Raw genomic sequence first — 17,081 nt, 5'->3', positions numbered from 1 at the left:
GGCCGGCACGGCCAAAAGTAGCCTAGCGCTCAGAAAATCGGGTTTTAACCCGATCGATGTTTAGATCGATGGCTTCATCTACCTCAAGCAGGAAGGAAATGGCGTTGCTGCCTCAGCCCGCTTGCGAAAACGCACCAGACTGAAGATGATAGACAGTAGCAACATTTAAGGAAATATGGAGAAAAAGTCAAAACATTTAATCGATGAAAAAAATGAAGAAAAAAAAGGCCCTGATTGATCAGGGCCTTAAAAAGAAAGGAGCAAACGGCCGAGGTGCTTATTTTTCAGTTTCGCCAGGATCGGCGGTCGCCTTGGAATCTTCTTCTGCAACCTGAACCGCGGCGGCGGCCTTCGATTCAGCAGCAACCGGTTCCGCGTTGGCGTCCTTGGCTTCGTCTGGGCTGTCATCGACGACCGCTTCCTTCGTCTCCTTGGCAGCCGGTGCAGTCGCCGTCGCTTTGGTTTCGGCAGCAACCGGTTTGTCCTCGGCCTTCGTCCGGGTCTTTTTGGTCTTGGCCGGCTTCGCGCCATCGGAACTGACTAGTTCGACAAGGGTCATGGCCGCAGCATCGCCCGGCCGCCGACCGATCTTTACGATACGGGTATAGCCGCCGTTGATTGATCCGAATCGTTCAGCGGCCTCTTCAAAAATTTTATGCACGACATCTTTTTCGCGAACGATGGACATGGCCAGCCGCCTGGCATGAAGGTCGCCCCGTTTAGCCAGCGTTACGATGTGATCGGCCCACCTGCGAAGCTCTTTGGCCTTGGCATCGGTGGTTTTGATGCGATCGTGCTTGAGCAGCGAGGTCACCATGTTTCTGAACATCGCCTGTCTGTGGCTCGTGGTTCGATTGAGTTTTACAACGCTTTTTCTATGTCTCATTGGAACGTTTACTCCCCTTCTTCGACGGATTCGTCAGGCGGAACACAGCTGTCAATTTTCATTCCCAACGAGAGCCCCATTTCAGACAGAACCTCCTTAATTTCATTAAGCGATTTTCGTCCGAAATTTTTGGTTTTGAGCATCTCGTTCTCAGTTTTTTGAACAAGCTGGTATATTTTCAGGATCTCGGCATTCTTGAGACAATTGGCGCTTCTCACCGACAGTTCGAGCTCCTCGACGCTTCGGTAAAGGTTGTCATTGAACGCCGGCTTCTCCGATTCATCCTCATTGCCATCATGCTGCGGTTCGGCATCTTCGTCGAAATTGATAAAAATGCTCAGCTGCTCCTTAAGAATTTTTGAGCTGAAAGCAACGGCATCTTCAGGAGCCACACTACCGTCGGTCCACACTTCCAGGGTGAGCTTGTCGTAATCGGTACGTTGCCCGACACGTGCATTGCCCACTACGTAATTGACCCGTTTGACCGGAGAAAAGACCGCGTCGATGGGTATCGTGCCGATCGGTGCTTCCTCATCTTTGTTCGCCTCCGCAAGTGAGTATCCCTTACCCGCCTTGACCACCATGGTCATTTTCAAACTGCCGTCCGCGGCAAGCGTGGCAATGTGCTGTTCAGGGTTCAGGACCTCCACGTGTCCGTCATCGCTGGTGATGTCTTTGGCAGTCACGACCCCTTCACCGGAAGCTTCGATCCGGATGGTTCGCGGTGTGGCGTCATCCATCTTAAGACGGACCTCTTTGAGGTTCAAAATGATCTCGGATACGTCCTCATTCACACCGGGAATAACACTGAACTCATGCTCTACTGATTCGAACTGGACGGATACGATGGCAGCACCGTATAAAGACGAAAGAATAGTTCTTCTCAAGGAATTCCCAAGGGTTATACCGAATCCTCTTTCCAGCGGTTCACATACAAACTTACCATACGCTTCGGTACTGCTGACGCGGATTCTTTCGGATTTGATCATTTCACGCCAGTTCATGTACATAAGTTCGTTTTTAACCATTACATTTTCTCCAGACGGATTTAAAATCAATGCAGAAATGTTTCCTCAAAAGTTACATGCTCAACAATCAAACGACCCATTTATTTGGAGTAGAGCTCGACAATGAGTTGTTCCTGCATCGGTAGAGTAAGGTCTTCGCGAACTGGAAAGCTTTTGATTTCGCCTCTGAACTTCTCCTTTTCAACGGAGATCCACTGTGGCAGCCCCCTTCGAATCACCGCATCCAGAGAATCAACGATGGCCTGAACCTTTCTGCTTTTTTCAGACACCTCTACCGTGTCGCCGACATTTACCAGGTAGGAAGGGATGTTGACCCGTTTTCCGTTGACCACAAAATGGTTGTGCCGGACGAAATGGCGACCCTGTGTTCTGGAATTGGCGAAGCCAAGACGGTAAACAACGTTATCCAAGCGGCGTTCGAGAAGGACCAGCAAGTTCGTGCCGGTGATACCCTTTTTCCGATCGGCCTTTTCGAAAAAGAGCCTGAACTGCTTTTCGGAAAGGCCATACGTGTTCTTGACTTTCTGTTTCTCACGAAGCTGAATGCCGTAGTCCGAGGGTTTGCCTCGACGCCGCTGCCCATGCTGACCGGGGGCGTAGCCTCTCCGATCAAATGCGCATTTATCAGAATAGCAGCGGTCTCCCTTTAAAAACAATTTCATATTTTCACGTCGGCATATCCTGCAGACGGAACCTCTGTATCGGGCCAATTCGTCCTCCTTTTAAACCAGAACTTTGTGTGGCGCGTTTCGTATGTCAAGCATCCACGGTAAGCCGCTTACACCCTTCTCCTCTTGGGCGGTCGGCAACCGTTGTGGGGAATCGGGGTGACATCCTTGATCATGAGGACATTAAAACCCGCAGCCTGAAGTGCGCGAAGCGCAGATTCGCGGCCGGAACCCGGCCCCTTGACATACACTTCAACACTTTTCATACCATGTTCCATGGCTTTTTTGGCGGCATCTTCCGCGGTCAACTGGGCAGCGAAAGGAGTGCTCTTTCGCGATCCCTTGAACCCGTGAACACCTGCGCTGGACCATGAAACCACGTTGCCCATGGCGTCGGTTATCGTAACGATCGTGTTGTTAAACGTGGATTGAATATGAACAACCCCACTGGAGATGTTCTTTCTTTCCTTTTTTTTCATTTTGGTCTTTTTAGGCATTTATCAATTCCTGACAGATGGTGGATTACTTTTTGGCGGCGCTCTTTTTCTTGATCGCGGACCGTTTGGGGCCTTTCCGCGTTCTGGCGTTGGTGCTGGTCCGCTGGCCATGTACCGGCAAGGATCGTCGGTGCCTGAGTCCGCGGTAGCAGCCCAGGTCCATAAGCCGTTTGATGTTCATGGAAACTTCTGTTCGAAGCTCCCCTTCTACTTTAAGTTCACTATCGATTACCTTACGGATGTTGTTGATCTCTGCTTCGGAAAGATCGTCTGTATTGGTATTCGGATCGATTTTAAGCTTGCTCAGGATCCGATTGGAAGCAGTTCTTCCAATACCATAGATATAGGTCAGTCCGATTTCTATCCGTTTACGTCTAGGTAAGTCTACACCAGCGATTCTTGCCAAAGTTCAACCTCCTCTAACCTTGCCTCTGTTTGTGTCTCTTGTTCTCGCAGATAACCCGAACGGTTCCTTTTCGCTTGATGATTTTGCACTTGCTGCAAATCTTTCTAACGGATGCTCTGACCTTCATTGTCTACTCCTTCGTACCGCAGGGCAAATGGGTTGATCGCTAGTTGCCAGTCTTCCGTTCATGGGGTGCGGACCCTTGCCAGTTATTTTGAACGATAGGTGATTCGTCCCCGGGACAAGTCATAGGGGGAAAGCTCTACCGTAACCTTGTCTCCAGGTAAAATCTTAATAAAATGCATTCTCATTTTTCCGGAGATATGCGCCAAGACTTGGTGTTTGTTTTCCAACTCGACCTTGAACATCGCGTTCGGCAGCGTTTCCAAAACAATGCCTTCAACTTTGATGGCCTCTTCCTTGGGCATTCCTGTCTCCTGCATGTGTCGTTGTGTAATTGAAGATCAAGTATATTTCGAACCGTGATCTCCCCACGGATTGCTTAACGTCTTCCCCGGATGCCGCCCTTTTTTAAAAATCCCTCGTAGTGACGGGTGAGCATATGCGATTCCATCTGAGCCACCGTATCAATCGCTACACCGACGACGATCAATAGGGCTGTTCCACCGAAATAGAAGGGAACGTTAAAACGACTGATCAAAATGGATGGAAGCACACATACCGCCGATACATAGATGGCGCCGCCAAGGGTGATCCGGGTCAGCACTCGGTCGATGTAGTCTGCAGTGCGCTTCCCCGGCCGAATACCCGGAATATAGCCGCCGTTTTTTTTCATGTTGTCGGCCACATCAACCGGATTGAACGTCACTGCCGTGTAGAAATAACAGAAAAAGAATATAAATCCGACGTATAGCAGCTCGTAGAAGAAGTTGCCGGGCCGCATCGAATCGGCAATGGTCTTCATCCACGGTATCGTGATGAAACTGGCGATGGTCGCCGGAAACATGATGATCGAAGAAGCAAAAATCGGAGGAATAACTCCTGATGTATTTATCTTGAGCGGCAGGTGCGTGCTCTGCCCCCCATACATGCGTCGCCCGACCACCCGCTTGGCATACTGTACCGGGATACGGCGCTGTCCTTGCTCCACAAAAATAATGAAACCAACGACGAGAACCATAAGAACCACAAGGATAACAATGGCGAAAATGTTCATTTCGCCGGTGGACATCAGCCGGAATGTGTTGAGGATCGCCGAAGGAATGCCGGCAACAATACCCGCAAAAATGATCAACGATATGCCATTACCAATCCCTCGTTCGGTAATCTGTTCGCCGAGCCACATGATGAAGGCCGTTCCAGCGGTCAGCGTCAACACGGTCATCAGTCTGAATCCCCATCCCGGTGCAATCACGATGGCGGCGCCGCCCGGTGATGTCATGCTTTCCAGCCCGATGCTGATCCCGAGGCCCTGAATAATACTCAACACCACGGTGCCGTATCGGGTGTACTGCGTAATTTTCTTTCGGCCTTGTTCGCCTTCATTTTTCAACCGCTCCAGGTGAGGAATCACCACGGTGAGCAGTTGCAGGATGATCGAGGCACTAATGTAGGGCATGATGCCCAAGGCGAATACGGAAAGCTGCTCCAGTGCGCCGCCGGAAAACATGTTGAATATGCCGAAAATGGTTCCTTCCATTTGAGCAAAAAAGGAAGCCAGGGCGACAGTGTCTATTCCAGGCGTCGGCACATGAACGCCGATTCTGTATACGAAAAGCAGGGCCAATGTATACAGAATGCGTTTTTTGAGCTCGGGGATCTTGAAAATGTTTCCGAATCCGCTGCCAACCATGTTCAGATAACCTCTATCTTTCCGCCAACGGCCTCAATTTTTTGTCTGGCGCTGTCGCTGATATGGTTGATCCGAACCGTCACGGGAACCGTCACCTCCCCGTTCCCCAGGACTTTGATGCCATCCCGATCGCCCTTTACCAGGCCGCTTTTGATCAAGGCGACTTCATCGACCACCGCCTGGGATTCAAAACGGTTTAAATCCTTGACGTTAACGATGGCGTAGGTTTTCTTGAAATGGTTTTTAAAACCGCGCTTGGGCAGGCGGCGATGAATCGGCATTTGACCGCCTTCATATCCGGGTCTTACGCCGCCGCCTGAACGGCAGTTCTGACCTTTGCTACCTTTTCCTGCCGTTTTCCCGGAACCAGAGGCGACACCGCGTCCGACGCGTTTTCTTGATTTACGCTGACCCTTTTCAGGTGCCAAATCGTTGAGTCTCATGGATTATTTCTCCTCGGCAACCACCAGGTGGGATACCTTTTCAACCATCCCTCTCACGGATGGTGTATTTTGCAGTTCAACGGTGCGGTTCAGCTTGGTAAGCCCCATTCCCCGGAGCACATTGCGGTGTTTTTCAGGCCGTCCGATCATGCTTTTTACCAAGGTTATTTTCAGCATTCCACTCATGGTTCGTTTTCCTTATCTTAGATCTTGGACCTTGAGTCCTCGCCTGGCGGCAACGGATTCGACGCTCTCGAGTTGTTTCAGACCATCGACGGTGGCCTTGACGACATTGTGAGGATTGTTGGTGCCCATGCATTTCGTCAAGATGTTCTGCACGCCCACAGCCTCCAAGACCGCACGCACCGCGCCACCCGCGATGACCCCAGTACCTTCCGAGGCCGGTTTCAACATCACACGACCCGCCCCGAATCGACCCACGACCTTGAAGGGTAGGGTTCCCTCGGTCAGCGGGACCTTGACCATACTTTTTTTGGCCTTTTCGACGCCTTTTCGGATGGCTTCAGGAACTTCCCCTGCTTTTCCGAGTCCATATCCGACACTTCCTTCACCATCGCCAACGACCACAATGGCGCTGAAGCTGAAGCGCCGACCGCCCTTGACCACCTTGGCCACGCGACTGATGTGCACGACTTTATCGATCAGTTGGTTTTCATCCGTATCTTGCTTGAACAAGGGTCTGCCTCCTTAACTGGTGTGTGCTAAAAATCCAAACCCGCTTCCCGGGCTCCTTCGGATAAGGCTTTGATGCGTCCATGATACAGAAAACCGTTGCGATCGAAAACGACCTTCTTGACGCCTTTGTCCATGGCCCGCTGGGCAAGCAGCTTTCCAGTGAAAACCGCTTTGGCGACTTTGCTTTCGAAGCTGGGTTGATCGTTCACCGATTTTTCGTTGCTGCTGGCTGCCGCGATGGTTCTGCCGGTGGTGTCATCGACAATCTGGCCGTAAATGTGCTTGGCACTTCTAAAAACGGAGAGCCTGGGCCTTTCCACCGTACTGATGATCCTTTTACTGATTCTTTTTTTTCGCTTCAGCCAAATTTTCTTTTTTTCTTTTGTTGAACCCATTTTCCATTCCTTTGATGGCCGCCATTCATCGGTTGTCCGGTAAAACGATGCTGCGCCGTCAACTGTTATTTGGTACCGGTTTTCCCCGCCTTGCGCTGGATGTACTCCTCGGCGTATTTGACGCCCTTGCCCTTGTAAGGCTCCGGCTTTCTCAATTTTCGTATCGAAGCGGCGGTCTGTCCGACCTTTTCCTTATCGATACCGGTGAGTTTGATGACATTGTTTTTATCGACCGTGGCATCAATGCCTTCAGGCAAGGGGAAATCGATGGGATGCGAATATCCCAGGTTCAAGACGATTGACTTTCCCTTCATTTCAGCCCGGTAGCCAATACCATTGATCTCCAGTGTTCGTTCGAATCCCTTGCTGACGCCATCAACCATGTTTGACACGAGGCTGCGGGTCAGCCCCTGAAGAGAGCGGGTTTTCCGGTCTTCCTGTTCGATGGTCACGGAAATGGTGTTGTCCTTGATTGCCAGATCGACCGCAGGGTGAATGGTTCGGGTCAATGTGCCCTTCTCCCCCTTGACGACCAACTCCCTGTTTTTAAAATCTATTTTTGTTTTTTCGGGGAGCATGATTACCTTTTTGCCTACTCGAGACATTTATCGCACCTCTTGTTTACATCCTGTGACAACCAGGGTTAGTTCCGGACCAGGGACGGTGTTTGTCCAATTGATGTCGCATGCTACCAAAGCGTGCAAAGCACTTCGCCACCGATGTTTTTCTCTCTTGCCGCTTTGTCGGTCATCACCCCCTGAGAGGTTGACATGACGGCAATTCCCAAGCCGTTATAGACGGGCATCACGGATTTGGCGTTGAGATAGGTCCTCCGACTGGGCTTGCTGACCCGTTCAATGTTGATGATGGTCGGTTTCTGGGCCCCGGTGTACTTGAGATGGACGCGAAGGATGCCCTGTTTTCCATCATTAATGAACTTGTAGTTGCGGATATACCCCGATTCTTTGAGTACCCTGGCGACCTCTGTTTTTATCTTTGATCCGGGAATATCAACGCTATTGTGCTTGGCTTTCCCGGCGTTTCTGATTCGGGTTAACATGTCGGCTATCGGATCGCTCATCGCTGTTTCCTACTCTAATTAGTTGTTGTATTCGCTTATTGTTGATTACCAACTGGACTTAACAACACCAGGGAGCCTGCCCTGGGAAGCCAGGTTGCGGAAGCAGATTCGGCAAATTCCGAACTTTCTGATGAATGCCCGAGGCCTTCCGCATATGGGGCACCGGTTGTATGCCCGTACGCTGAATTTCGGCTTTCTTTTTACCTTCTGTCTGAGTGATGTCTTCGCCAATGCTCTCTCCTTGTTACTGCCAGGCTTGTTAATTCTTGAAAGGCATCCCCATCAACTTGAGGAGTTCTTTTCCCTCTTCGTTACTTTTGGCTGTCGTCACGATGCTGACATTCAAGCCTTTGATTTTGTCAATCTTGTCGTATTCGATCTCAGGAAATATCAGCTGCTCCTTGACACCCAGCGAATAATTCCCGGCTCCGTCGAAGGCTTTGCCGGAAATACCCCTGAAGTCCCTGACACGGGGCAGGGCCACGTTGACCAGTTTGTTGAGAAAATCATACATCCGTTTTTTGCGAAGCGTGACCATGCAGCCAATCGGCATGCCTTCACGCAGCTTGAAGGAGGCAATTGACTTTTTGGCCCGTGTAACCACCGGCTGCTGGCCGGAGATTTGCTTGAGTTCTTCGACGGCCGAATCAATTATTTTGATGTTGTGGATTGCCTCGCCCAGCCCCATGTTAATCACAATCTTTTCAATTTTTGGGACCTGCATGGGGTTGGTATAGTTGAACTTCTCCTTGAGTTTCGGCACCACTGTCTCATTATAGAAAGTTTTTAGCTGTGACATGTTGTTCCTCCGAGAGCCTCCCTTTTAGCCGGCCCTATGCATCTATAATTTCACTGCATTTTCTGCAGATGCGGACCTTCTTGCCATCGTCGAGGGTTTTGGTTTTCACCCGCACGGGCTCAATGCACTTGTTGCACATCAACATGACATTGGACCAGTGGATCAGTGCTTCGCTCTCAAGGATTCCTCCCTGTCGATTCTGAGCGTTCGGCTTCGTGTGCCGTTTCACGACATTGATATTCTCGACGAGGAGGCGGTTCTTTTTCCCACTGACCTTGAGAACCTTTCCAACCTTGCCTTTATCTTTGCCGGCGATGACCTTCACCTTGTCATCTTTTTTTATATTTATTGCGTCTCGAATCATTTCGTTTTCTCCACGAAGCGGGCCCTTGAATTATAGCACCTCGGGTGCAAGTGATACGATTTTCATAAATCGCTTGGCACGAAGCTCTCTGGCAACCGGCCCGAAGATACGGGTGCCTAAAGGCTCACGCTGGTTGTTGATCAACACGGCGGAGTTGTCGTCAAAACGGATGTAAGATCCATCTGGCCTGCGAATCTCCTTTTTTGTCCTGACCACCACCGCCTTGAGGACATCACCCTTTTTGACCTTGGCATTGGGAATGGCTTCTTTCACCGTGACCACGATGATGTCCCCGATGCCTGCATACCGTCTTTTGGATCCCCCTAAAACTTTGATGCAGTATACCGCACGCGCGCCCGAGTTGTCCGCCACCGTCAGTTTTGTTTCGGCCTGAATCATGTTTTTCGTCCTTTATCGCTATACGGCTTTTTCGATAATGTCGGTAATGCGCCACCGCTTGAGCTTGCTGATCGGCCGAGATTCCGTAATCAGCACCTTGTCCCCGATGTTGCAGCGATTGTCATTATCGTGAGCGGCGAATTTGTTGCGTCGTCTGATGTATTTCTTGTAAAGAGGATGTTTAACCAGCCGTTCAACCTGCACGACGGCAGTTTTGTCCATCTTGTCGCTGACCACGGTACCCACGAGTTGTCTCTGTATTCCACGATTTTTCATGACCGTATCTTAGTCTTTTGTAAGGGTTTGTATTTTTTCGTTCAAAATGGTTTTTAACCGGGCAAGATCCTTTTTGGTTTCCCCAATCTTTTTGGGATTTTCAAGCTGCCCGATTTCATGCTGAAACCGAAGATTGAACAGCGATTCCTTCAGGTCGAGGACCTTATGCTGAATCTCTTCGGCATTGAGGTCTCTGATTTCGGTCGCTTTCATTATAGCTCGCTCCTCTCCACAAACCGGGTTTTAACGGGAAGCTTGTGAGCAGCGAGGCGAAGCGCCTCCTGAGCCATCTCCCGGCTGACACCGGTCATTTCATAAAGTACGCGCCCAGGCCGTATCACAGCCACCCAACCTTCAGGTGCGCCTTTTCCCTTACCCATACGGACTTCAGCTGGCTTCTTGGTATAAGGTTTGTCCGGGAATATGCGGATCCAGATTTTCCCCCCCCTTTTCACGTGACGGGTCATGGCAATACGCGCGGCCTCGATCTGCTTGGAGGAGATTTTCCCACAATCGGTGGCCTGCAATCCAAATTCACCGAAACTCAGATCGCTGCCCCGGTAGGCGGCCCCCTTCATTCTTCCCTTTTGACTCTTACGATATTTGACCTTTTTAGGGCTCAGCATTTCGTATCTCCCACAAGCCTAACCACGAATTTCGGCTTGATCCTTTTTGAGAATTTCGCCATGGAACACAAACACCTTGATTCCGACGATTCCATAAGTGGTGCGGGCTTCGGTGGTCCCATAATCGATGTCCGCCCGCAGGGTGTGCAATGGCACCCGTCCTTCACGGTACCATTCGGTGCGGGCCATTTCAGCACCGCCGAGTCGTCCCGAACAGATGATCTTCACACCCTGGGCACCGAACCGCATGGCGGAGGAAACACCGCGCTTCATGGCCCGTCTGAAGGCGACCCGCCGTTCAATCTGCATGGCCACGTTTTCTGCAACCAGTTGCGCATCCACTTCTGGTTTTCTGACTTCCTGAATGTCAATCAAAACTTCCTGGCTCACGCGACCTTCAAGTTGTTTCTTTAGCTTTTCGATCTCCGAGCCCTTTTTCCCGATAACAATACCGGGACGGGCCGTGAAGATACGTAGTCTGACCCGCCGGGTCGATCGTTCAATTTCTATTTTAGCAACGCCGGCATGATGAAGTTTTTCCTTGATAAACTTACGAATCTGATAGTCCTCAAAGATGTAGTCCGCATATTTTTTACCGGCAAACCATCGGGATTCCCAGGTTTTTACGATCCCCAGCCTCAGTGAGATAGGGTTGACTTTCTGGCCCAAGCTGTTTCCTCCTTACTGTACGGAACCTTCTGCTAACACAACGGTAATGTGCGCGGTTCTTTTTAGTATGCGCGCCCCTCTTCCCCTGGCCCTCGCCTTGAACCTTTTTAGGGACGGTCCCTGATCGACAATCAAATTCCTGACAATCAACTCGTCCACGTCGATGCTCGTGTTCTGATCCGCATTGGCAACGGCGGAACGAACAATTTTTTCGACGATGCCGGCAGATTTTTGCGGCATGAATTTCAGTGCGTTTATGGCTGCCTCAGCCGGTTTTCCCTTGATGGCATCGACAATCATCCTCACTTTCTGAGGAGAAATTCGCACATAGCGTTGTGTAGCTCTGACCTCCATTTAGGGCCTTCCTTTTCTATCTTTTAACCTTTGATTTCCTGTCCGCTGCATGCCCGTAGTAGGTCCGCGTCGGAGAAAACTCGCCTAACTTATGTCCAACCATGTTTTCAGTGACGAACACCGGGAGAAATTTCCGGCCGTTGTGAACGGCGAGCGTGATGCCGACCATTTCGGGCAGGATGGTCGAACGCCGTGACCACGTCTTGATTACCTGGTTGGTCCGGGTGCCTTGTGCTGCGGACACTTTTTTGAAAAGTTTCTGGTCGATAAAAGGACCTTTTTTTAGCGATCGGGGCATGATGTCTCCTGCTGATTGTCCATTTCAAACTGAATATCCCGCTGACCGGCACAGGTTGGTTCAGAAGCGGGGTGATTACTATTTCGTTCGCCGTTTGACGATGTAGCGATCGGTGCGTTTGTTCTTTCGGGTGCGGTAACCTTTGGTCGGCATGCCCCAGGGAGAACACGGATGTCTGCCACCGGAAGAACGGCCTTCACCGCCGCCCATGGGATGGTCTACCGGGTTCATCGCCACACCGCGGACCTTTGGCCGACGTCCTTTCCATCGATTACGGCCCGCTTTACCAAGGGAGACGTTCTCATGGGTGATGTTTCCCAGTTGACCGACCGTGGCCTTGCAGGTGAGCAATACCATCCGGACTTCGCTGGACGGCAATTTCACCAGTGCATAGCGGTCTTCTTTGGCCATTAGCTGCGCGAACGTTCCGGCACTGCGAACGATCTGGCCACCTTTGCCAAGCCGCAGCTCGATATTGTGAATATGTGTACCCAAAGGGATGTTGGCCAGCGGCAGTGCGTTGCCCGGCTGTATATCGGCGTCAGGCCCCGACATCACCGTGTCACCGATGGATAGTTTGAGCGGCGCGATGATATAGCGTTTTTCACCATCCACATAGTGCAACAAGGCGATGCGGGCGGACCGGTTGGGGTCATATTCGATCGCGGCCACCTTTGCAGGGATGCCTTCCTTGTCACGCTTGAAATCGATGATTCGGTAGTACCGCTTGTGACCGCCGCCCCGCCGCCTGCTGGTAATACGGCCATTGACGTTCCTGCCGCCTGACTTCTTAAGAATTCTGACCAGGCTTTTTTCAGGGGTGGTCTTGGTCACCTCTTCAAAACCGGCGAAACTCTGGAAACGCCGACCCGGGCTGGTCGGTTTAACTTTTTTAACTGCCATCGTTATACTCCTAGCGTCTATACACCTTCGAAGAAATCGATCCGTTCACCAGGCATCAGGGTAACGATGGCCTTTTTCCAGTCCTTGCGTTTCCCCAGAATCCGTCCCCGCCGCTTAATTTTTCCCTTGACATGGACCGTGCGTGTCTTGGCCACCTTAACGCTGAAGATCCTCTCGATGGCCTGGGCAATCTCGACGCGGTTGGCGCGCATATCCACTTCGAAAGAGAGCTGGTTATTTTCCTCTTTCTGGATATTGGTTTTTTCGGTGATCACGGGTCGTTTTATAATGTCATACCGATTCATCAGCCCAATCTCCCCTCTATCCCTTCAATAGCCGGCTGAACGAGAATCAGCTTGGGGTATTTAAGGATGTCGTAAACATTCATCCCCTGCAACGGAAGAATCTTGACACCAGGCACATTGCGGGAGGAAAGCGCCAGCCGTTCGTTATTCTCCCTGGTGATGATCAGTGCCTTTTCGGCCTTGAGGGTTTTAACGATTCCAGCAAAGACCTTGGTCTTGACCGCTTCGAGATCAATGTTGTCGACGACGACCAGCTGCTGGTCCTGAGCTCTGCAGGTCAGCGCCATCTTCAGCGCCATCTTTCGCACCTTTTTGAGCACCTTTTGAGTGTAATTTCTTGGATCGGGACCGAAGACCGAACCGCCGCCTCGAAGGATCGGGGACTTGATGTCACCCTTTCGCGCCCGTCCCGTTCCTTTTTGCCGGTAGAGCTTGCGGCGACTGCCCTGGACATCGGACCGGTGCTTGACAGATGCCGTTCCCGCCCGTTTGGCAGCCAATTGGGCGACGACGACCTGATGCAGGACGCTCTTTTTAACCGGAACATTGAAAATCGAGTCTTTCAGTTCGGTCTGAGAGACGACGTCTCCGGCGATATTTACTACATCAACAACAGCCATAATGTTCCTCGTCCACTGCGCTCCCGCAACCCAGTCGCTCCAAGAGATGAAACGCTGCGTTGACGGTGGCCTTAAGTCCTGGCGATTATGCGAACAGGACCTTGTTTATCGTTACGATTCCGGAACGGCACCCCGGGAGGGGGCCTTTCAGCAGAATGAGATTCTCTTCGGGGCGAATGTCAACAATTTCCAAATTTCTGACCGTATGGGTATCCCCGCCGTACTGTCCGGGCAACCGTTTTCCCTTGGTGACCTTTGACGGCCAGGCGCTGCAGCCGATAGATCCGGGCCTGCGGTGACAATGCCCACCGTGGGTCTCTCTTCCACCGCCGAATCCGTGGCGCTTGATGACACCCGAGAACCCGCGCCCTTTTGAGATGCCGGTCACATTGACTTTTTCACCGATGGCAAAGATCTCGGGCCCGATGGCCTGTCCCACCGTAAAATCATCCGGGTTTTCCACCGGCACTTCCTTTAGCGTGGCAAAGCAGGCATCGCCGCTTTTTTTGAAGTGCCCCTTGAGCGGCTTGGTGGTCTTGGCCTCTTTTCTGGCGCCGAAGCCCAATTGAAGTGCCTTGTATCCGTCGGTCTTGTCACGCTTGACCTGGGTGATCACACAAGGCCCCACCTGCAAAACGGTGACCGGGATGTATTTGCCATTGGGCGCAAACAGAGAAGTCATGCCCAGTTTCTTTCCTACCAGTCCTTTACACATCTTTACTTATCCCGTGTTAAAGCCCGCGTTATAATTTGATCTCCACGTCAACACCAGGAGACAGGTCAAGCTTCATCAGTGCATCTACGGTCTGCTGGGTTGGTTCAAGGATGTCGAGCAGCCGCTTGTGCGTCCGCATTTCGAACTGCTCCCTGGATTTCTTGTCCACGTGAGGGGACCGAAGGACGCAGAACTTATTTATGGTTGTCGGTAAGGGAATCGGACCCACCACCTTTGCCCCGGTTTTGCGGGCGGTGTCGAATATATCGCTGGCCGACTGGTCCAGAAGCTTGTGATCGTAGGCCTTGAGCCGGATCCTGATCTTGGAGTTCATTATCATCGTTATAGGCTCTCTTTTTATTCAATTATCTCGCTGACGACACCGGCACCCACCGTACGGCCGCCTTCACGAATGGCGAACCGAAGCTCCTTCTCCATGGCGATCGGCGTGATCAGTTCGGCCGTGATCGCCACGTTGTCGCCCGGCATCACCATCTCCACGCCTTCCGGCAGATTCAGTATCCCGGTCACGTCAGTCGTGCGGAAATAAAACTGCGGGCGGTATCCGTTGAAAAACGGCGTGTGCCGGCCGCCCTCTTCCTTGCTCAAAATATAGGCCTCGGCCTTGAACTTCGTGTGCGGCGTAATCGATCCCGGGGCCGATACCACCTGCCCCCGCTCCACTTCGTCGCGCTTGGTCCCCCGAAGCAAAACACCGATGTTGTCGCCCGCCTGACCTTCGTCAAGCAGCTTGCGGAACATCTCCACACCCGTGCACACCGTCTTCGTGGTATCGCGGATACCCACGATCTCCACCGTGTCGCCCACGTGCACGATCCCGCGCTCCACACGGCCAGTCACTACCGTCCCACGACCGGAAATGCTGAAAACATCCTCGATGGGCATCAAAAACGGCTTGTCCACATCGCGCTCGGGTTCCGGAATGTAGCTGTCGATGGCGTCAAGAAGCTCAAAGATGCACTTGGCGTCGGGTGCATCCGCATCGTCGCACTCCAGCGCTTTCAAGGCGCTGCCGCGGATGATCGGCGTGTCGTCTCCGGGAAACTCGTACTTGTCCAGAAGCTCACGCAGCTCCAACTCCACCAGCTCGATCAGTTCCTCGTCATCCACCATGTCGCATTTGTTCAAAAACACGAGGATCCGGGGAACACCCACCTGGCGGGCCAGCAGAATGTGCTCGCGCGTCTGGGGCATCGGGCCGTCATCGGCACCCACCACCAAAATCGCACCGTCCATCTGCGCTGCGCCGGTGATCATGTTCTTGATGTAGTCCGCATGGCCCGGGCAGTCCACATGGGCATAATGGCGAGTGGCCGTCTGGTATTCTACATGGGCCGTAGCAATGGTGATCCCACGCTCTTTTTCTTCCGGCGCCTTGTCGATCTGATCAAAGGGAATAAAATCGGCCAACCCTTTCAATCCACTCAACTTCGTAATCGCCGCCGTCAGGGTCGTCTTGCCATGGTCGATATGCCCGATGGTTCCTACGTTTACGTGCGGCTTCGTCCTCTCAAATTTTTGCTTCGCCATCTCCGGGTCCTCCTGTTAGCGGGGAGTGTCACCCCAACAAGGCAAAAGGCTTTGATCGTCAGGCAATTGGCAGGCCTGTGCGGCGCTCAAAACCTAGTGCAGATAATATATAGTGGAATTGGATCGTTACCAGCGGAAGTGGGCAAACGCCTTGTTGGCATCTGCCATCTTGTGCGTATCCTCTCGCTTCTTCACGGAAGCACCGCGCCCGTTGGCGGCGTCCATCAACTCCCCGGCCAGCTTCGCGCCAAAGCCTTTTTCACCTCGCCCCCGTGCATAACTGATAACCCATCGAAGTCCCAGAGCCGTTCGCCGCGACGGGCGAACCTCAGTAGGCACCTGATATGTGGAACCACCCACGCGTCGGGATTTGACTTCAATATGCGGTTTCACATTCTCCAGCGCTTTCTCGAAAACCTTCAGCGGGTCTTCATTGGTTTTCTCACTGATGATGTCAAAGGCCCCGTATAGCAGTGATTCGGCAATACTTTTCTTCCCGTCGCGCATGAGCGAGGCAATAAACTTGGACACCAGTTTGCTGTTGTGTTTGGCATCCGGGATGATCACCCGTTCGGGAACTTCTCTTCTTCTTGGCATAGCTCACACCATTTTCATTGAATATCGACTGTCGGTCCGCTGATTTCTATGCGGCTATTTCGGCCGCTTGGCGCCGTACTTTGAACGCCCCTGCCGCCGTCCATCCACGCCCAAGGTATCCAACGTTCCACGAACGATATGATACCGAACACCGGGCAAGTCCTTGACACGCCCCCCCCGGACCAGCACCACGGAGTGCTCCTGAAGGTTATGCCCGATTCCAGGAATATAGGCCGTCACTTCCACACCGGTGGTTAAACGGACCCTGGCAACTTTTCGCAAGGCCGAGTTTGGTTTTTTGGGTGTCGAGGTATAGACACGGGTGCACACCCCTCGTTTTTGAGGTGCCCCTCTCAGCGCCGGTGTATTGGTCTTTTTTTCAACCCGTTTCCGACCCTTACGCACTAGCTGGTTGATTGTTGGCATATTAACCCCTTCAACTGATCATTGATCATCAAAATTCTTCGCGCACAGAAACTGACTTAGTATAGTTTCAGCCTTCTATTGTCAAGATAATTTTTTACCGTTTCTCTTGCAAACTATCAGTCGGAACCGCTTGCCACCACCGAGAGATCCCGGTATTCAGCCACACCGGTTCCGGCGGGAACGATTCTGCCCATGATTACGTTTTCCTTGAGGCCTCTCAGGGAATCCTCGGCCCCGGCAATGCTGGCATCGGTCAATACCTTGGT

Annotated in this window: 31 protein-coding genes and 1 pseudogene; all 32 read right to left on the bottom strand. The window is 51.9% G+C overall.

The window, feature by feature from the left end:
* Nucleotides 1–520: 520 nt before the first annotated feature.
* Nucleotides 521–886, bottom strand: a pseudogene (rplQ, locus tag ABYV26_RS00160) (50S ribosomal protein L17); the annotation flags it as partial.
* A gap of 8 nt (nucleotides 887–894) precedes the next feature.
* Nucleotides 895–1,914: a DNA-directed RNA polymerase subunit alpha gene (locus ABYV26_RS00155; RefSeq protein WP_372677051.1), complete on the bottom strand. Its 1,020-nt coding sequence runs from the start codon at nucleotides 1,912–1,914 to the stop codon at nucleotides 895–897.
* An 80-nt stretch (nucleotides 1,915–1,994) separates the two neighbouring features.
* A complete protein-coding gene (rpsD, locus tag ABYV26_RS00150) occupies nucleotides 1,995–2,624 on the bottom strand; it encodes a 30S ribosomal protein S4 (protein ID WP_372676988.1) in 630 nt (209 codons plus the stop codon).
* Between the two features lie 68 nt (nucleotides 2,625–2,692).
* On the bottom strand, nucleotides 2,693–3,079 hold the full coding sequence (gene rpsK, locus ABYV26_RS00145; RefSeq protein ID WP_372676986.1) for a 30S ribosomal protein S11: 387 nt from the start codon (nucleotides 3,077–3,079) through the stop codon (nucleotides 2,693–2,695).
* A gap of 25 nt (nucleotides 3,080–3,104) precedes the next feature.
* Nucleotides 3,105–3,485 (bottom strand): 30S ribosomal protein S13, encoded by a 381-nt coding sequence (gene rpsM / locus ABYV26_RS00140; protein ID WP_372676984.1) that lies wholly within the window; start codon nucleotides 3,483–3,485, stop codon nucleotides 3,105–3,107.
* A 13-nt stretch (nucleotides 3,486–3,498) separates the two neighbouring features.
* The gene (gene rpmJ / locus ABYV26_RS00135) at nucleotides 3,499–3,612 is read right to left on the bottom strand and encodes a 50S ribosomal protein L36 (RefSeq protein WP_083456323.1); all 114 of its coding nucleotides are present in this window, start codon (nucleotides 3,610–3,612) and stop codon (nucleotides 3,499–3,501) included.
* A gap of 82 nt (nucleotides 3,613–3,694) precedes the next feature.
* Entirely contained in the window at nucleotides 3,695–3,913 is a 219-nt protein-coding gene (gene infA, locus ABYV26_RS00130; RefSeq protein ID WP_155303848.1) for a translation initiation factor IF-1, read from the bottom strand.
* 74 nt (nucleotides 3,914–3,987) lie between these two features.
* A complete protein-coding gene (gene secY, locus ABYV26_RS00125; protein ID WP_372676982.1) occupies nucleotides 3,988–5,298 on the bottom strand; it encodes a preprotein translocase subunit SecY in 1,311 nt (436 codons plus the stop codon).
* Nucleotides 5,299–5,300: 2 nt separating this feature from the next.
* Nucleotides 5,301–5,741, bottom strand: a complete 441-nt coding sequence (rplO, locus tag ABYV26_RS00120; RefSeq protein WP_372676980.1) for a 50S ribosomal protein L15 — start codon at nucleotides 5,739–5,741, stop codon at nucleotides 5,301–5,303.
* A gap of 3 nt (nucleotides 5,742–5,744) precedes the next feature.
* Nucleotides 5,745–5,927, bottom strand: coding sequence for a 50S ribosomal protein L30 (gene rpmD, locus ABYV26_RS00115; protein ID WP_372676978.1), 183 nt, complete (start codon nucleotides 5,925–5,927; stop codon nucleotides 5,745–5,747).
* Nucleotides 5,928–5,939: 12 nt separating this feature from the next.
* Entirely contained in the window at nucleotides 5,940–6,437 is a 498-nt protein-coding gene (gene rpsE, locus ABYV26_RS00110; protein WP_372676976.1) for a 30S ribosomal protein S5, read from the bottom strand.
* 26 nt (nucleotides 6,438–6,463) lie between these two features.
* Nucleotides 6,464–6,832, bottom strand: a complete 369-nt coding sequence (rplR, locus tag ABYV26_RS00105) for a 50S ribosomal protein L18 (protein ID WP_372676974.1) — start codon at nucleotides 6,830–6,832, stop codon at nucleotides 6,464–6,466.
* A 65-nt stretch (nucleotides 6,833–6,897) separates the two neighbouring features.
* Nucleotides 6,898–7,437, bottom strand: a complete 540-nt coding sequence (rplF, locus tag ABYV26_RS00100) for a 50S ribosomal protein L6 (protein ID WP_372676972.1) — start codon at nucleotides 7,435–7,437, stop codon at nucleotides 6,898–6,900.
* Nucleotides 7,438–7,520: 83 nt separating this feature from the next.
* Nucleotides 7,521–7,913 (bottom strand): 30S ribosomal protein S8, encoded by a 393-nt coding sequence (gene rpsH, locus ABYV26_RS00095; protein WP_372676970.1) that lies wholly within the window; start codon nucleotides 7,911–7,913, stop codon nucleotides 7,521–7,523.
* Nucleotides 7,914–7,958: 45 nt separating this feature from the next.
* Entirely contained in the window at nucleotides 7,959–8,144 is a 186-nt protein-coding gene (locus tag ABYV26_RS00090) for a type Z 30S ribosomal protein S14 (RefSeq protein WP_155316388.1), read from the bottom strand.
* Nucleotides 8,145–8,172: 28 nt separating this feature from the next.
* Complete coding sequence (rplE, locus tag ABYV26_RS00085; RefSeq protein ID WP_372676968.1) at nucleotides 8,173–8,712, bottom strand: 50S ribosomal protein L5; 540 nt, start codon at nucleotides 8,710–8,712, stop codon at nucleotides 8,173–8,175.
* Nucleotides 8,713–8,746: 34 nt separating this feature from the next.
* Complete coding sequence (rplX, locus tag ABYV26_RS00080) at nucleotides 8,747–9,076, bottom strand: 50S ribosomal protein L24 (protein ID WP_372676966.1); 330 nt, start codon at nucleotides 9,074–9,076, stop codon at nucleotides 8,747–8,749.
* A gap of 30 nt (nucleotides 9,077–9,106) precedes the next feature.
* The gene (gene rplN / locus ABYV26_RS00075; RefSeq protein WP_372676964.1) at nucleotides 9,107–9,475 is read right to left on the bottom strand and encodes a 50S ribosomal protein L14; all 369 of its coding nucleotides are present in this window, start codon (nucleotides 9,473–9,475) and stop codon (nucleotides 9,107–9,109) included.
* A gap of 18 nt (nucleotides 9,476–9,493) precedes the next feature.
* Complete coding sequence (gene rpsQ / locus ABYV26_RS00070; RefSeq protein ID WP_372676962.1) at nucleotides 9,494–9,751, bottom strand: 30S ribosomal protein S17; 258 nt, start codon at nucleotides 9,749–9,751, stop codon at nucleotides 9,494–9,496.
* A gap of 9 nt (nucleotides 9,752–9,760) precedes the next feature.
* Nucleotides 9,761–9,964 carry a 50S ribosomal protein L29 gene (gene rpmC, locus ABYV26_RS00065; RefSeq protein ID WP_372676960.1) on the bottom strand — a complete coding sequence of 68 codons (204 nt, stop codon included), beginning with the start codon at nucleotides 9,962–9,964 and terminating at the stop codon, nucleotides 9,761–9,763.
* Entirely contained in the window at nucleotides 9,964–10,377 is a 414-nt protein-coding gene (rplP, locus tag ABYV26_RS00060; RefSeq protein ID WP_372676958.1) for a 50S ribosomal protein L16, read from the bottom strand. Before rplP ends, rpmC begins: the two co-directional genes overlap by 1 nt.
* An 18-nt stretch (nucleotides 10,378–10,395) precedes the next feature.
* A complete protein-coding gene (rpsC, locus tag ABYV26_RS00055) occupies nucleotides 10,396–11,046 on the bottom strand; it encodes a 30S ribosomal protein S3 (RefSeq protein WP_372676956.1) in 651 nt (216 codons plus the stop codon).
* A gap of 12 nt (nucleotides 11,047–11,058) precedes the next feature.
* Nucleotides 11,059–11,400, bottom strand: a complete 342-nt coding sequence (gene rplV, locus ABYV26_RS00050; protein ID WP_372676954.1) for a 50S ribosomal protein L22 — start codon at nucleotides 11,398–11,400, stop codon at nucleotides 11,059–11,061.
* Nucleotides 11,401–11,416: 16 nt separating this feature from the next.
* Nucleotides 11,417–11,698, bottom strand: a complete 282-nt coding sequence (rpsS, locus tag ABYV26_RS00045) for a 30S ribosomal protein S19 (protein WP_372676952.1) — start codon at nucleotides 11,696–11,698, stop codon at nucleotides 11,417–11,419.
* 78 nt (nucleotides 11,699–11,776) lie between these two features.
* Entirely contained in the window at nucleotides 11,777–12,601 is an 825-nt protein-coding gene (rplB, locus tag ABYV26_RS00040; RefSeq protein WP_372676950.1) for a 50S ribosomal protein L2, read from the bottom strand.
* Between the two features lie 17 nt (nucleotides 12,602–12,618).
* A complete protein-coding gene (rplW, locus tag ABYV26_RS00035; RefSeq protein ID WP_372676948.1) occupies nucleotides 12,619–12,906 on the bottom strand; it encodes a 50S ribosomal protein L23 in 288 nt (95 codons plus the stop codon).
* Nucleotides 12,906–13,526 (bottom strand): 50S ribosomal protein L4, encoded by a 621-nt coding sequence (gene rplD / locus ABYV26_RS00030; protein WP_372676946.1) that lies wholly within the window; start codon nucleotides 13,524–13,526, stop codon nucleotides 12,906–12,908. The genes rplW and rplD overlap by 1 nt, the downstream gene beginning before the upstream one ends.
* An 85-nt stretch (nucleotides 13,527–13,611) precedes the next feature.
* Entirely contained in the window at nucleotides 13,612–14,241 is a 630-nt protein-coding gene (rplC, locus tag ABYV26_RS00025; RefSeq protein WP_372676944.1) for a 50S ribosomal protein L3, read from the bottom strand.
* Between the two features lie 28 nt (nucleotides 14,242–14,269).
* Complete coding sequence (gene rpsJ / locus ABYV26_RS00020; RefSeq protein ID WP_372677049.1) at nucleotides 14,270–14,575, bottom strand: 30S ribosomal protein S10; 306 nt, start codon at nucleotides 14,573–14,575, stop codon at nucleotides 14,270–14,272.
* Between the two features lie 23 nt (nucleotides 14,576–14,598).
* Nucleotides 14,599–15,792, bottom strand: coding sequence for an elongation factor Tu (tuf, locus tag ABYV26_RS00015; protein ID WP_372676941.1), 1,194 nt, complete (start codon nucleotides 15,790–15,792; stop codon nucleotides 14,599–14,601).
* A gap of 126 nt (nucleotides 15,793–15,918) precedes the next feature.
* Nucleotides 15,919–16,389, bottom strand: a complete 471-nt coding sequence (gene rpsG / locus ABYV26_RS00010; RefSeq protein ID WP_372676939.1) for a 30S ribosomal protein S7 — start codon at nucleotides 16,387–16,389, stop codon at nucleotides 15,919–15,921.
* A 54-nt stretch (nucleotides 16,390–16,443) separates the two neighbouring features.
* Nucleotides 16,444–16,815 (bottom strand): 30S ribosomal protein S12, encoded by a 372-nt coding sequence (gene rpsL / locus ABYV26_RS00005; protein WP_372676937.1) that lies wholly within the window; start codon nucleotides 16,813–16,815, stop codon nucleotides 16,444–16,446.
* Nucleotides 16,816–17,081: the final 266 nt, after the last annotated feature.

The sequence above is a fragment of the Desulfosarcina sp. genome (assembly GCF_041551955.1).
Taxonomy (GTDB): domain Bacteria; phylum Desulfobacterota; class Desulfobacteria; order Desulfobacterales; family Desulfosarcinaceae; genus Desulfosarcina.
Note: the sequence above shows the minus strand (reverse complement) of the source record. Positions and strands in the feature narration are given on the sequence as shown.

Bases quoted from the DNA above. Each gene is read 5' to 3' on its own strand.
- rplR (WP_372676974.1), bottom strand. From the start codon at position 6,832: ATGGGTTCAACAAAAGAAAAAAAGAAAATTTGGCTGAAGCGAAAAAAA.
- rplF (WP_372676972.1), bottom strand. From the start codon at position 7,437: ATGTCTCGAGTAGGCAAAAAGGTAATCATGCTCCCCGAAAAAACAAAA.
- rpsK (WP_372676986.1), bottom strand. From the start codon at position 3,079: ATGCCTAAAAAGACCAAAATGAAAAAAAAGGAAAGAAAGAACATCTCC.
- rpsJ (WP_372677049.1), bottom strand. From the start codon at position 14,575: ATGAACTCCAAGATCAGGATCCGGCTCAAGGCCTACGATCACAAGCTT.
- secY (WP_372676982.1), bottom strand. From the start codon at position 5,298: ATGGTTGGCAGCGGATTCGGAAACATTTTCAAGATCCCCGAGCTCAAA.
- rplE (WP_372676968.1), bottom strand. From the start codon at position 8,712: ATGTCACAGCTAAAAACTTTCTATAATGAGACAGTGGTGCCGAAACTC.
- rplN (WP_372676964.1), bottom strand. From the start codon at position 9,475: ATGATTCAGGCCGAAACAAAACTGACGGTGGCGGACAACTCGGGCGCG.
- rplB (WP_372676950.1), bottom strand. From the start codon at position 12,601: ATGGCAGTTAAAAAAGTTAAACCGACCAGCCCGGGTCGGCGTTTCCAG.
- rplC (WP_372676944.1), bottom strand. From the start codon at position 14,241: ATGTGTAAAGGACTGGTAGGAAAGAAACTGGGCATGACTTCTCTGTTT.
- rplV (WP_372676954.1), bottom strand. From the start codon at position 11,400: ATGGAGGTCAGAGCTACACAACGCTATGTGCGAATTTCTCCTCAGAAA.
- rpsQ (WP_372676962.1), bottom strand. From the start codon at position 9,751: ATGAAAAATCGTGGAATACAGAGACAACTCGTGGGTACCGTGGTCAGC.
- rpsL (WP_372676937.1), bottom strand. From the start codon at position 16,815: ATGCCAACAATCAACCAGCTAGTGCGTAAGGGTCGGAAACGGGTTGAA.
- rplD (WP_372676946.1), bottom strand. From the start codon at position 13,526: ATGGCTGTTGTTGATGTAGTAAATATCGCCGGAGACGTCGTCTCTCAG.
- rpsS (WP_372676952.1), bottom strand. From the start codon at position 11,698: ATGCCCCGATCGCTAAAAAAAGGTCCTTTTATCGACCAGAAACTTTTC.
- rplP (WP_372676958.1), bottom strand. From the start codon at position 10,377: ATGCTGAGCCCTAAAAAGGTCAAATATCGTAAGAGTCAAAAGGGAAGA.
- rplX (WP_372676966.1), bottom strand. From the start codon at position 9,076: ATGATTCGAGACGCAATAAATATAAAAAAAGATGACAAGGTGAAGGTC.
- rplO (WP_372676980.1), bottom strand. From the start codon at position 5,741: ATGAGACTCAACGATTTGGCACCTGAAAAGGGTCAGCGTAAATCAAGA.
- rpmJ (WP_083456323.1), bottom strand. From the start codon at position 3,612: ATGAAGGTCAGAGCATCCGTTAGAAAGATTTGCAGCAAGTGCAAAATC.
- rpmD (WP_372676978.1), bottom strand. From the start codon at position 5,927: ATGAGTGGAATGCTGAAAATAACCTTGGTAAAAAGCATGATCGGACGG.
- infA (WP_155303848.1), bottom strand. From the start codon at position 3,913: ATGCCCAAGGAAGAGGCCATCAAAGTTGAAGGCATTGTTTTGGAAACG.
- rpsH (WP_372676970.1), bottom strand. From the start codon at position 7,913: ATGAGCGATCCGATAGCCGACATGTTAACCCGAATCAGAAACGCCGGG.
- rpsG (WP_372676939.1), bottom strand. From the start codon at position 16,389: ATGCCAAGAAGAAGAGAAGTTCCCGAACGGGTGATCATCCCGGATGCC.
- ABYV26_RS00155 (WP_372677051.1), bottom strand. From the start codon at position 1,914: ATGGTTAAAAACGAACTTATGTACATGAACTGGCGTGAAATGATCAAA.
- rplW (WP_372676948.1), bottom strand. From the start codon at position 12,906: ATGAATCGGTATGACATTATAAAACGACCCGTGATCACCGAAAAAACC.
- rpmC (WP_372676960.1), bottom strand. From the start codon at position 9,964: ATGAAAGCGACCGAAATCAGAGACCTCAATGCCGAAGAGATTCAGCAT.
- tuf (WP_372676941.1), bottom strand. From the start codon at position 15,792: ATGGCGAAGCAAAAATTTGAGAGGACGAAGCCGCACGTAAACGTAGGA.